Origin of the sequence: Hyphomicrobium sp. B1, from assembly GCF_049532635.1 — a bacterium.
Taxonomy (GTDB): Bacteria; Pseudomonadota; Alphaproteobacteria; order Rhizobiales; family Hyphomicrobiaceae; genus Hyphomicrobium_B.
Map to the genome: position 1 here is coordinate 2,797,382 of NZ_CP134871.1, position 12,900 is coordinate 2,810,281.

Genomic DNA, 12,900 nt, shown 5'->3' on the forward strand with positions numbered 1-12,900 from the left:
GCCGCGCCCATGAGGAGACAGCCGATGAACGAAATTACCAACATCTTTAAATCGCAGGCTCCCGCTCCGGTCTTCGATCAGATCCGGATCTCGATCGCCTCGCCCGAGGACATCCTGTCCTGGTCCTACGGCGAGATCAAAAAGCCCGAGACGATCAACTATCGTACCTTCAAGCCGGAGCGCGACGGCCTATTCTGTGCGCGCATCTTCGGACCGATCAAGGACTACGAATGCTTGTGCGGCAAGTACAAGCGCATGAAGTACAAGGGCCTGATTTGCGAAAAGTGCGGCGTGGAAGTGACGCTCGCAAAGGTTCGCCGTGAGCGCATGGGCCACATCGAGCTTGCAGCTCCGGTCGCGCACATCTGGTTCCTGAAGTCGCTGCCTTCGCGCATCGGCTTGCTGATGGACATGGCGCTGAAGGATCTCGAGCGCGTTCTTTATTTCGAGAACTATATCGTCATCGAGCCGGGCACGACCCCGTTCGCTGAGCGTCAGCTGCTGACCGAAGAGCAGTACAACCAGGCGATCGACGAGTACGGCGCAGACACCTTCACCGCCGGTATCGGCGCGGAAGCGATCCGCGAGCTGCTCTCGGGCATGGACCTGCCGAAGATCGCGCAGGACCTTCGCCAGGAGATCGCCGAGGCGACGACCGAACTGAAGCCGAAGAAGCTCGGCAAGCGCCTGAAGGTGATCGAAGCCTTCATGGAATCGGGCAACCGTCCGGAGTGGATGATCCTGACGCAAGTTCCGGTCATCCCGCCGGAACTGCGTCCGCTTGTTCCGCTCGATGGCGGCCGCTTTGCGACGTCGGACCTGAACGATCTCTATCGCCGCGTCATCAACCGTAACAACCGCCTGAAGCGGCTGATGGAGCTGCGCGCGCCGGATATCATCATTCGCAACGAAAAGCGCATGCTGCAGGAGGCCGTCGACGCTCTGTTCGACAACGGCCGTCGCGGCCGCGTCATCACCGGCGCCAACAAGCGTCCGCTGAAGTCGCTCGCCGACATGCTGAAGGGCAAGCAGGGCCGCTTCCGTCAGAACCTGCTCGGCAAGCGCGTCGACTACTCCGGCCGTTCGGTCATCGTCGTCGGTCCGGAACTCAAGCTGCACCAGTGCGGCCTGCCGAAGAAGATGGCGCTTGAGCTGTTCAAGCCCTTCATCTACGCGCGCCTCCAGACGCTCGGCCAAGCCGCGACCGTAAAGCAGGCGAAGAAGCTCGTCGAAAAGGAAAAGCCCGAGGTTTGGGACGTCCTCGACGAGGTCATTCGCGAGCATCCGGTGATGCTGAACCGCGCCCCGACGCTTCACCGTCTCGGCATTCAGGCGTTCGAGCCACAACTCATCGAGGGTAAGGCGATCCAGCTTCACCCGCTGGTTTGCGCTGCCTTCAACGCAGACTTCGACGGCGACCAGATGGCCGTGCACGTTCCGCTGTCGCTCGAAGCGCAGCTCGAAGCGCGCGTCCTGATGATGTCGACGAACAACATCCTGCATCCCGCGAGCGGCCAGCCGATCATCGTGCCGTCGCAGGACATCGTGTTGGGTCTCTACTATCTGTCGATGATGCGCGACGGCGAACCCGGCGAAGGCATGATGTTGGGCTCGATCAACGAGGTGCTTCACGCCCTTGAATCGAAGTCCGTCACGCTGCACGCCAAGATCAAAGGCCGCTATAACGCGATCAATGATGAGGGCGAGGAAGTCTCGGAGATCCACGAGACGACCCCCGGCCGTCTGCTTCTCGCACAGCATCTGCCGAAGATGCCGGGCATGAAGTTCTCGATGGCGAACCAGCTTCTGACGAAGAAGAACATCTCCGGTCTGATCGATTTGGTCTACCGTAACTGCGGTCAGAAAGAGACGGTCATCTTCTGCGACCGGATCATGGCGCTCGGCTTCCACCACGCCTTCAAGGCTGGAATCTCGTTCGGTAAGGACGACATGCTCATCCCGGAGACGAAGGAGAAGATCGTCGAGAAGACCAACGTCGAGGTCCGCGACTTCGAACAGCAGTATCAGGACGGCCTGATCACGCAGCTCGAGAAGTACAATAAGGTCGTCGACGCTTGGTCGCGCTGCACCGATCAGATCGCCAAGGAAATGATGGACCGCATTTCGGCGGTTCAGAAGGACGCTACGACCGGACGCGAACGTCCGATTAACTCGGTCTACATGATGAGCCACTCGGGCGCGCGCGGTTCGCCGGCGCAGATGAAGCAGCTCGCCGGTATGCGCGGCCTCATGACGAAGCCTTCGGGCGAAATCATTGAGACGCCGATCATCTCGAACTTCAAGGAAGGCCTGTCGGTTCTCGAGTACTTCAACTCAACCCACGGTGCCCGTAAGGGTCTTGCAGACACCGCCTTGAAGACGGCGAACTCGGGCTACCTCACGCGTCGTCTCGTCGACGTCGCGCAGGACGCCATCATCTCCGAGGTCGATTGCGGAACCGATGCCGGCATTAACGTGCAGGCAGTCGTCGATGCCGGTCAGGTGATCGTGTCGCTCGCGGCGCGTTCGCTGGGCCGCACGGCAGCCGAAGACATCAAGCACCCGACGACGGGCGAGATCATCGTCGCCAACGGCGAACTGATCGAAGAAAAGCACGCCGATCTCATCGGCAAGGCCGAGCTTCAGGAAGTTCGTATCCGTTCGGTGCTGACCTGCGAGACGGTCAACGGCGTGTGCGCCAAATGCTACGGCCGCGACCTCGCTCGCGGTACGCCGGTCAACATCGGTGAAGCTGTCGGCGTCATCGCAGCACAGTCGATCGGTGAGCCGGGCACGCAGCTGACGATGCGTACGTTCCACATCGGCGGCACGGCCAACTTGGTCGACTCGTCCTTCATCGAGTCGAACTTCAACGGCACCGTGAAGCTGAAGAATCGTGCGATCGCCAAGGACTCGAAGGGCCAGAACGTCGCGACGAGCCGCATCATGTCGGTCATCATCGTCGACCAGACGGGCAAGGAACTCGCGACCCACAAGATCAGCTACGGCTCGCGCATCTTTGTCGATGAAGGCGATACCGTGAAGCGCGGCACCAAGATCGCGCAGTGGGATCCCTACACCCGTCCGATCCTGTCGGAAGCCGACGGCTTCGTCGACTTCGAAGACTTGATCGAAGGCTCGTCGGTCCGCGAACAAACCGACGAAATGAAGGGTACGTCGAACCGGGTCATCATCGACTGGCGCACGTCTCCGAAGGGCTCCGAGCTGAAGCCTGCCATCGTGATCAAGGACTCGAAGGGCAAGCCGATCAAGGTCGCGCGCGGCGGTGACGCTCGCTACCTGTTGTCGGTTGAAGCCGTTCTGTCGGTCGATCGCGGCACGGAAGTGAAGGCGGGCGACGTTCTTGCTCGTATTCCGACGGCGTCGGCGAAGTCCGGTGACATCACCGGCGGTCTGCCGCGCGTCGCGGAACTCTTCGAAGCTCGCCGTCCGAAGGATCACGCGATCCTCGCGGACATCTCGGGTACGGTTGAGTTCGGCAAGGACTACAAGAACAAGCAGCGCATCACGATCAAGCCGGACGATGAGTCGGCCGAGCCGGTCGAATACCTGATCCCGCGTGGCAAGAGCCTTGCTGTTCAGCCTGGCGATCGCGTTGAGCGTGGCGATTTCGTGTACGACGGCAACCCGGCGCCGCACGACATCCTGGCGATCAAGGGCGTCGAGGAACTCGCGAACTACCTGATCAACGAGATCCAGGACGTCTATCGACTGCAGGGCGTGACGATCAACGACAAGCACATCGAAGTCATCGTTCGTCAGATGCTGCAGAAGGTTGAAGTCACCGACGCCGGCGAGACCGAACTCATCAAGGGTGAGCAACTCGATCGGATCGAGTTCGAGGAAATCAACGCAGCCGCTCAGAAGGCCGGCAAGCGTGCGGCGTCCGCGAACCCGGTTTTGCTCGGTATCACCAAGGCTTCGCTGCAGACGCGCTCCTTCATCTCGGCGGCGTCCTTCCAAGAGACAACGCGCGTGCTCACGGATGCTGCCGTCAACGGCAAGTCCGACACGCTCGAAGGTCTCAAGGAGAACGTCATCGTCGGCCGTCTCATTCCGGCCGGTACGGGCGGCATGCTGCGTCAGCTCCGCAAGGTCGCGATGCAGCGTGACGATCTCATCGCCAAGGAAAAGGCGAAGACTTCGAACCTGCCGTCGCCTGATGGCGCCTCAGGCCCGGCTGGACGCCGTCGCCGTCGCCCGGCAGAGGAAGCAGCGGAGTAATCTCCGCTCGCTTCTTAAGAGCATTCTAATGCCAACGGCCGCCTCTCTGGGGCGGCCGTTTTCATTTGTTGAGAACCGTCTCCTCGCCCTTGTCTCGACGGGCCATTTCTTATCTGTAGGGGCGGCGCAATGGGTCCTCGGCCTGAAGCCGCGGATGACACCTCGAAATTTCCTCGGGAGAGGGCTGCCGACCGGCGCAATGCAGCCTGGACGACGCGAGTTCTCTTTAAAAATTTTCAGCGATTCCCATTTAAGTGCGGTGCCCACCCAAAAATTTGGTTTTCCGTCGTTTTTAAAGCGTTCTGCGCGCCCGAGCCGACAACAGGTCGCAGGTTCGGTTTGCCTTATGACGGCGAATTCGGCGAAAATAATTTCGCAACCCTGCGGCGCGCCTGTTGACCAATATGGCGGGTGTGTATATAGCTCCGCCCACTCTCACGGGTTGGTGGTAGGTCGCTCGGCGCTTTAAGCGCCTATTTTGCTCCTAAACGCTCCCGTTCATAAAGCAGAGCATATCGACGGGCCATGATCTGTCACCCCAAAGGGCGGCACGATCCTCTGGTTTTTTCTTGCTAGGGGCGAACTTCGCGCACCTGGCAGGTTTGCTTGGCGCATTTCCGCTGTCGGGAATGTGTCCCGAAGTCAGGATTGGGCGAATGCCGACGATACAACAGTTGATCCGGAAGCCCCGGGTAAAGCCAGTCTACCGCGAGAAGTCGCGCCACATGGAAGCGTGCCCGCAGAAGCGTGGTGTCTGCACGCGCGTCTACACGACGACCCCGAAGAAGCCGAACTCCGCTCTGCGTAAGGTCGCCAAGATCCGGCTGACCAACGGCTACGAGGTGATCGGCTACATCCCGGGCGAAGGTCATAACCTTCAGGAGCACTCCGTGGTGCTGATCCGCGGCGGCCGCGTGAAGGACCTTCCCGGCGTCCGCTATCACATCATCCGTGGTGTGCTTGATACGCAGGGCGTCTCGGCGCGTCGTCAGCGGCGTTCGAAGTACGGTGCGAAACGGCCGAAGTAATCGGTCTCGTCCGGGCCGGCGGTGTCGGCCTGTAAGATTTAAAGAGAATTCGAAGCGAAGGGCCTGTCAGGATGTCTCGTCGTCACGCGGCGCAAAAGCGGGAAGTGATCCCGGATCCGAAGTTCAACGACGTCGTCGTCACCAAGTTCATGAACGCGGTGATGGAGCACGGCAAGAAGTCGGTTGCAGAACGCATGGTCTATGGCGCGTTCGAAAAGATGGAACAGCGGGGTAAGGCGAACCCGATCGATCTTTTCCGTCAGGCGCTCGACAACGTCATGCCGTCGGTTGAGGTTCGTTCGCGTCGCGTCGGCGGTGCCACGTATCAGGTTCCGGTCGAAGTTCGTAACGAGCGCCGTCAGGCTCTGGCGATCCGCTGGTTGATCTCCGCCGCTCGCGCTCGCAACGAGTCGACGCTGATTGACAAGCTCTCGGGCGAATTGCTCGACGCCGCGAACAATCGTGGCACTGCAGTTAAAAAGCGCGAAGACACGCACAAGATGGCTGAAGCCAACCGCGCCTTCTCGCACTACCGCTGGTAGGACAAGTTACAAGGATTTCGAGGCAGACATGGCCCGGCAATACCCGATCGAGGATTATCGCAACTTCGGCATCATGGCTCACATTGATGCTGGCAAGACGACCACGACCGAGCGAATCCTCTACTACACCGGCAGGTCCTATAAGATCGGCGAAGTTCATGACGGCGCCGCGACGATGGACTTTATGGATCAGGAAGCTGAGCGCGGCATCACGATCACGTCGGCCGCGACGACCTGTTTCTGGACCGGCCGTGACGGCAAGAAGCGCCGCCTGAATATCATCGACACCCCAGGCCACGTCGACTTCACGATCGAAGTCGAGCGTTCGCTGCGCGTGCTCGACGGCGCTGTTTGCGTTCTTGACTCGAACCAGGGCGTCGAGCCGCAGACGGAAACCGTCTGGCGTCAAGGCGACAAGTACAACGTTCCGCGCATCATCTTCGCCAACAAGATGGATAAGATCGGCGCCGACTTCTACATGTGCGTCGACGACATCAAGGCGAAGCTTGGTGCACGTCCGGTTCCGATGCAGATTCCGATCGGTGCTGAGTCGAATTTCCAGGGTGTCATCGATCTCGTTAAGATGAAGGCCATCACTTGGGACGGTGACGGCAAGGACGCGAAGATGGTCGAGGGCGAAATCCCGGCCGACCTCGTCGACAAGGCGAACGAATATCGCGCCGCCATGATCGAAGCTGCCGTCGAAATGGACGACGCGGCACTCGAGGCATTCCTCGAAGGCAAAGAGCCGGACGAGGACACGCTGCGCAAGCTCATTCGCAAGGCGACCGTCAAGGGCGCCTTCTACCCGATGTTCTGTGGCTCGGCCTTCAAGAACAAAGGCGTTCAGCCGCTGCTCGACGCGGTCGTCGACTATCTGCCGTCGCCGCTCGATCGCGAAGCCTACAAAGGCATTGATCCCAAGACCGGTGACGAGCTGCTCCGCAAGCCGTCGGACACCGAACCACTGGCCATGATCGCCTTCAAGATCATGAGCTTCGAGCATGTCGGCTCGATCACGTTCTGCCGCATCTACTCGGGCAAGCTCGAGCAGGGCATGGCGCTTGCGAACACGACGCGCGATAAGAAAGAGCGCGCCGGCCGCATGTACCTGATGCACGCCGCGGATCGTGAAGAAATCAAAGAAGCCTATGCTGGCGACATCGTCGCTCTGCAGGGCCTGAAGGACACGCGCACGGGCGAAACGCTTTGCGATCCGCAGAAGCCGGTCATTCTCGAAAAGATGGACTTCCCGGAGCCCGTCATCGAGATGAAGGTCGAGCCGAAGACGAAGGCCGACCAGGAAAAGATGGCGATCGCGCTCAACACGCTGTCGCTGGAAGATCCCTCGTTCCGCGTCTCGGTTCACCCCGAGTCGGGCGAGACGATCCTCAAGGGCATGGGCGAGCTTCATCTCGACATTAAAGTCGACATCCTGAAGCGGACCTACGGCGTCGAAGCCACGACGGGCGCTCCGCAGGTCGCCTATCGCGAAACGCTCGCGCGCCCGGCAGACATCGACTACACGCACAAGAAGCAGACCGGCGGTACGGGTCAGTTTGCTCGCGTCAAGCTCAAGCTCGAGCCGAACGAAGTCGGCAAGGGCAACGAGTTCACGACCTCGATCGTCGGCGGTACGGTTCCGAAGGAATACATCCCCGGCGTTGAAAAGGGCGTGAAGTCGGTCTGGGACAACGGCATGCTCATCGGCTTCCCGATGGTCGACATGAAGGTCAACCTTTATGACGGCGCCTTCCACGAAGTGGACTCGTCCGCGATCGCCTTCGAAATCGCGACGCGTGCGGCCATGAAGGAAGGCTGCGAGAAGGCCGGCGTTAAGATCCTCGAGCCGGTCATGGACGTCGAGGTTGTGTCGCCGGGCGAATTCGTCGGCGGCATCATCGGCGACATCAACTCGCGGCGCGGGCAGATCCGTACTCAGGAGATGCGCGGCAACGCGACGGTCATCCGTGCGTTTGTCCCGCTCGCGAACATGTTCGGTTACATCAATACGCTGCGTTCGATGTCGACGGGTCGTGCGCAGTACTCGATGCAGTTCGCACACTATGCGGACGTGCCGCGCAACGTGGCGGATGAGGTCAAGGCCAAGTACGCCTAAGAAGTTGAACCTGGCCGGCGAGAGTATCCGTCCGCTGGGTTCTAAAAAATGAAGCCTGAAATTCCCGGATCGCAAGAGTCGGGACCTGATAGTAGGACTAAGGAGAGCCAACGATGGCGAAGGCAAAATTCGAGCGGAACAAGCCGCATTGCAACGTCGGTACGATCGGACACGTCGACCACGGCAAGACAACGCTGACCGCAGCCTTGACGAAAGTTTCGGCCGACCGCGGCTGGACGGCGACTTCGATCGCCTATGACGAAGTTGCCAAGGCTTCTGAAAGCCAGGGCCGTCGCGACCCGACGAAGATTCTGACGATCGCCACGTCGCACGTTGAATACGCGACCCCGAACCGTCACTATGCGCACGTCGACTGCCCCGGCCACGCCGACTACGTCAAGAACATGATCACCGGTGCAGCCCAGATGGACGGCGCGATCCTCGTTGTGTCGGCCGTTGACGGCCCGATGCCGCAGACGCGTGAGCACATCCTTCTCGCTCGCCAGGTCGGCGTGCCGAAGATCGTCGTCTTCTTGAACAAGTGCGACATCGTCGAAGACGAAGAGCTCCTCGACCTCGTCGAAATGGAAGTTCGTGAACTTCTCTCGAAGTACAACTTCCCGGGCGACGACACGCCGGTCATCCGCGGTGCAGCCGTCAAGGCCCTCAACGGTGAGAAGGGCCCGCTCGCTGACGAAGCGATCATCAAGCTGTACGAAGCCATGGACGAGTACATCCCGATCCCGGAGCGCCCGAAGGATCAGCCGTTCCTGATGCCGATCGAAGACGTGTTCTCGATCTCGGGTCGCGGCACCGTCGTCACGGGCCGTATCGAGCGTGGCACCATTAAGGTTGGCGAAGAAGTCGAAATCGTCGGTCTTCGCGACACGCAGAAGTCGGTTGTCACCGGCGTCGAAATGTTCCGCAAGCTGCTCGACTCGGGTGAAGCTGGCGACAACGTCGGCTGCCTCCTGCGCGGTATCGACAAGGAAGCTGTCGAGCGCGGCCAGGTTCTCTGCAAGCCGGGCTCTGTGAAGCCGCACAAGAAGTTCGCTGCTGAGGCCTACATCCTCAACAAGGAAGAGGGTGGCCGTCACACGCCGTTCTTCACGAACTATCGTCCGCAGTTCTACTTCCGCACGACCGACGTGACGGGCACTGTTAAGCTCGCCGAAGGTACGGAAATGGTTATGCCGGGCGACAACGTCTCGGTCGAAGTCGAGCTCGTTCAGCCGATCGCCATGGAAGAGAAAGTTCGTTTCGCTATCCGCGAAGGCGGCCGTACGGTCGGCGCGGGCGTTGTTACGAAAATTATCGAGTAGAAGGCATTTCCGGGGAAGCGTTCTGAATAGCGCGCTTCCCCAAATCTTTTTGCGAGAAGTGAAAGCACAAAGCCATGCACGGCCAAAACATCCGCATCCGGCTCAAGGCGTTCGATCATCGTATTCTCGATGCATCGACCCGCGAGATCGTGAACACGGCGAAGCGTACCGGTGCTGAAGTTCGCGGTCCCATCCCGCTGCCGACGCGCATCGAACGCTTTACGGTCAACCGTTCGCCACACATCGACAAGAAGAGCCGCGAGCAATTCGAGATGCGGACCCACAAGCGTTTGCTCGACATCGTCGATCCGACGCCGCAGACGGTCGACGCATTGATGAAACTCGACCTCGCCGCAGGCGTCGACGTCGAGATCAAGCTCTAAACAAGAACTTCCGGGCCCTCTGGCGGTAACGCGAATGGCCCTAACGATAGGAAGGAATGCAAATGCGTTCCGGAGTGATAGCACAGAAGATCGGTATGACCCGGATCTTCACCGACGCGGGCGAACACATCCCCGTCACGGTGCTGCGTCTTGAGAACCTCCAGGTTCTCTCGCACCGCACCGAGGAGAAGAACGGCTATACCGCCATCCAGGTCGGCGGCGGCACGAGGAAGCCCTCGCGTCTGACGAAGTCCGAGCGCGGCACCTTTGCGAAGGCCGAAGTCGAACCGAAGCGGAAGATCGCAGAGTTTCGTGTCAGTCCTGAGAACCTCATCGATGTTGGCGCGGAAATCACCGCAGACCACTTCGTTCCGGGCCAGTTCGTCGACGTGACGGGCACCACCCAGGGTAAAGGTTTCCAGGGCGCCATGAAGCGCTGGAACTTCGGCGGTCTGCGCGCCACCCACGGCGTCTCGGTCACGCACCGTGCTCACGGTTCGACCGGTCAGCGCCAGGATCCTGGTAAGGTCTTCAAAGGTAAGAAGATGGCCGGCCACTTGGGCGACGAGCGCGTCACGACGCAGAACCTCGTTGTTGCCAAGATCGACAAGGAACGCGGCCTCGTGATGGTTCGCGGTGCTGTCCCCGGTTCCAAGGGTGGCTGGGTTGTCGTTCGCGACGCCGTGAAGAAAGCTGCGCACGCTGATGTTCCGAAGCCTGGAGCATTCAAGGCGCGTGGCGAAGCGAAGAAGGAAGGCGCGTGATGAAAGCCGAAGTTACCAGCCTCGATGCCGGTAAGTCCGGCGACATCGAGCTTGCCGACGACATTTTCGGTCTTGAGGTCCGCAACGACCTCATCCACCGCATGGTGCGCTATCAGACGCTAAAGCGGATGGCCGGCACGCATCATGCTCAGGACCGCTCGGAAGTCGCGGTCACGGGCAAGAAGATGTACAAGCAGAAGGGCACCGGCGGTGCTCGTCACGGCGACAAGTCGGCTCCGCAGTTCCGCGGCGGCGGCAAGGCGTTCGGACCGAAGCCCCGCTCGCATGCCATTGAGCTGCCGAAGAAGGTGCGCGCTCTGGCGCTCCGTCACGCGCTCTCCTCGAAGGCGAAAGCCGGCGAGATCGTCGTGATCGACAAGGCGACCTCTGCCGAGGGCAAGACGACCGCGCTGAAGGCGCAGTTCGCCAAGCTGTCGCTTGAGAATGCGCTGATCATTGATGGTGCCGAGCTCGAAGTGAATTTCACGCGCGCTGCTCGCAACATCCCGAACATCGACGTGCTCCCGATTCAGGGCATCAACGTCTACGACATTCTCCGTCGTAAGAAGCTGGTGCTGACCCGGGCCGCCGTCGCCGCGCTGGAGGAGCGCTTCAAATGACGATCAAACGCTCCGCATACGACGTCATCGTTGCGCCGGTCATCACGGAAAAGGCGACGCTCGCCTCCGAGGCCAACCAGGTGATCTTCAAGGTCAAGCCTGACGCGACGAAGACCGAGATCAAGTCGGCGGTCGAAGGTCTGTTCAAGGTCAAGGTGAAGGCCGTCAACACGATCGTCCGCAAGGGCAAGCAAAGAACGTTCAAGGGCATCAAGGCCGTCTTGAGCGATACGAAAAGGGCGGTCGTGACGCTCGAAGATGGTCATTCCATCGACGTGACGACGGGGCTCTGAGGATAAGTCATGGCGCTTAGAACATACAACCCAACGTCGCCCGGTCGTCGTCACCTCATTCAGGTCGACCGTTCGACGCTCTGGAAGGGCAAGCCGCTCAAGACGCTCGTTGAGGGCAAGACGAAGACCGGTGGTCGCAACAGCGACGGCCGCATCACGTCGCGCCACATCGGCGGCGGCGCAAAGCAGGCCTACCGCAAGATCGACTTCCGTCGCCGGAAGTTCGACGCGCCGGCCAGTGTCGAGCGCCTGGAATACGATCCGAACCGCACCGCGTTCATCGCCCTCATCAAGTACGAGGACGGCACGCAGGCTTACATCCTGGCGCCGCAGCGTCTGGGCGTCGGCGACACGGTCGTCTCGGGTCCGAAGGTTGACGTGAAGCCCGGCAACGCCATGCCGCTGTCGGCCATGCCGATCGGCACGATCGTTCACAACGTCGAGATGAAGCCTGGCAAGGGGGGTCAGGTCGCACGTTCGGCAGGCTCATTCGTTCAGCTCGTCGGCCGCGACTCGGGCTACGCCGTTCTGAAGCTCAACTCGGGTGAAACCCGCAAGGTCAGCGCCGAATGCATGGCGACTGTCGGTGCGGTTTCGAACCCCGATCACATGAACACAGTCGTTGGCAAGGCGGGTCGCACTCGTCTGCTCGGCCGTCGTCCGACCGTTCGCTCGATTGCTATGAACCCGGTCGATCACCCCAACGGTGGTCGTACGAAGGGCGGTAAGCACTGGGCAACGCCGTGGGGCAAGCCGACCAAGGGCTTCAAGACACGCAAGAACAAGACGACCACGAAATATATCGTCCGCTCGCGCCAGAAGGCGAAGAAGAAGTAGTAGCGGCGCTCTGAAGGAGATTCGACTTTGACACGTTCAGTATGGAAAGGTCCGTTCGTCGACGGCTACCTCCTCAAGAAGGCGGAGAAGTCGCGTTCGTCCGGCCGCAATGAGGTGATCAAGATCTGGAGCCGTCGCTCCACGATCCTTCCCCAGTTCGTCGGCCTGACCTTCGGCGTGCACAACGGCCAGAAGCACATCCCCGTCGCTGTGACGGAAGACATGATCGGCCACAAGTTCGGTGAATTCGCTCCGACCCGTATTTTCCACGGCCACGGCGGCGACAAGAAAGCGGTGAAGAAATAATGGGCAAGCCAAGTCATCAGCGCCGCCTCGCTGACACCGAGGCTCAAGCGGTTGTCAAATCGCTGCGCATTTCTCCGCAGAAGCTGAACCTCGTCGCGGGCCTGATCCGTGGCAAGAAGGTCGATCAGGCGCTCGCTGAGCTTGAATTCAGCGAGAAACGCATCGCGGGCGACGTCCGCAAGTGCGTGATGAGCGCCGTTGCGAACGCCGAGAACAACCACGCGCTCGACGTCAACGATCTGATCGTTGCTGAAGCCTACGTCGGCAAGAACCTCGTCATGAAGCGTTTCCACGCTCGTGGCCGTGGCCGCGGCGCCGCGATCCTGAAGCCGTTCTCGCAGCTCACCGTCGTCGTCCGCCAGGTCGAAGAGGAAAAGGCCGAGAAGAAGAAAGCCGCAAAGAAGTCCGCGCCGAAGGCTGCGGCCAAGGAGGCCAAGTAAT

At 60.4% G+C, this 12,900-nt stretch carries 12 protein-coding genes; all 12 read left to right on the forward strand.

Annotated features, from left to right (window positions below):
• Positions 1-24: 24 nt before the first annotated feature.
• The 12 genes from rpoC (at position 25) to rplV (ending at position 12,899) form a co-directional block, all read left to right on the forward strand.
• Positions 25-4,245: a DNA-directed RNA polymerase subunit beta' gene (gene rpoC, locus RLW55_RS13300; RefSeq protein WP_423414445.1), complete on the forward strand. Its 4,221-nt coding sequence runs from the start codon at positions 25-27 to the stop codon at positions 4,243-4,245.
• Positions 4,246-4,901: 656 nt separating this feature from the next.
• The gene (gene rpsL / locus RLW55_RS13305) at positions 4,902-5,273 is read left to right on the forward strand and encodes a 30S ribosomal protein S12 (protein WP_013948196.1); all 372 of its coding nucleotides are present in this window, start codon (positions 4,902-4,904) and stop codon (positions 5,271-5,273) included.
• A gap of 71 nt (positions 5,274-5,344) precedes the next feature.
• Positions 5,345-5,815 carry a 30S ribosomal protein S7 gene (gene rpsG / locus RLW55_RS13310; RefSeq protein WP_013948195.1) on the forward strand — a complete coding sequence of 157 codons (471 nt, stop codon included), beginning with the start codon at positions 5,345-5,347 and terminating at the stop codon, positions 5,813-5,815.
• A 28-nt stretch (positions 5,816-5,843) separates the two neighbouring features.
• The gene (gene fusA / locus RLW55_RS13315; protein WP_409560371.1) at positions 5,844-7,934 is read left to right on the forward strand and encodes an elongation factor G; all 2,091 of its coding nucleotides are present in this window, start codon (positions 5,844-5,846) and stop codon (positions 7,932-7,934) included.
• 113 nt (positions 7,935-8,047) lie between these two features.
• Positions 8,048-9,256, forward strand: coding sequence for an elongation factor Tu (gene tuf / locus RLW55_RS13320; protein WP_013948193.1), 1,209 nt, complete (start codon positions 8,048-8,050; stop codon positions 9,254-9,256).
• A gap of 74 nt (positions 9,257-9,330) precedes the next feature.
• A complete protein-coding gene (gene rpsJ / locus RLW55_RS13325; protein WP_013215045.1) occupies positions 9,331-9,639 on the forward strand; it encodes a 30S ribosomal protein S10 in 309 nt (102 codons plus the stop codon).
• 62 nt (positions 9,640-9,701) lie between these two features.
• The gene (rplC, locus tag RLW55_RS13330) at positions 9,702-10,403 is read left to right on the forward strand and encodes a 50S ribosomal protein L3 (protein WP_013948192.1); all 702 of its coding nucleotides are present in this window, start codon (positions 9,702-9,704) and stop codon (positions 10,401-10,403) included.
• Positions 10,403-11,023, forward strand: a complete 621-nt coding sequence (gene rplD, locus RLW55_RS13335) for a 50S ribosomal protein L4 (protein ID WP_013948191.1) — start codon at positions 10,403-10,405, stop codon at positions 11,021-11,023. Before rplC ends, rplD begins: the two co-directional genes overlap by 1 nt.
• Positions 11,020-11,316, forward strand: coding sequence for a 50S ribosomal protein L23 (locus RLW55_RS13340; protein ID WP_409560370.1), 297 nt, complete (start codon positions 11,020-11,022; stop codon positions 11,314-11,316). The genes rplD and RLW55_RS13340 overlap by 4 nt, the downstream gene beginning before the upstream one ends.
• 9 nt (positions 11,317-11,325) lie before the next feature.
• Positions 11,326-12,153 (forward strand): 50S ribosomal protein L2, encoded by an 828-nt coding sequence (rplB, locus tag RLW55_RS13345; RefSeq protein WP_409560369.1) that lies wholly within the window; start codon positions 11,326-11,328, stop codon positions 12,151-12,153.
• A 27-nt stretch (positions 12,154-12,180) separates the two neighbouring features.
• A complete protein-coding gene (gene rpsS / locus RLW55_RS13350; RefSeq protein ID WP_013948188.1) occupies positions 12,181-12,459 on the forward strand; it encodes a 30S ribosomal protein S19 in 279 nt (92 codons plus the stop codon).
• The gene (gene rplV, locus RLW55_RS13355; protein WP_409560368.1) at positions 12,459-12,899 is read left to right on the forward strand and encodes a 50S ribosomal protein L22; all 441 of its coding nucleotides are present in this window, start codon (positions 12,459-12,461) and stop codon (positions 12,897-12,899) included. The genes rpsS and rplV overlap by 1 nt, the downstream gene beginning before the upstream one ends.
• Position 12,900 lies beyond the last annotated feature (1 nt).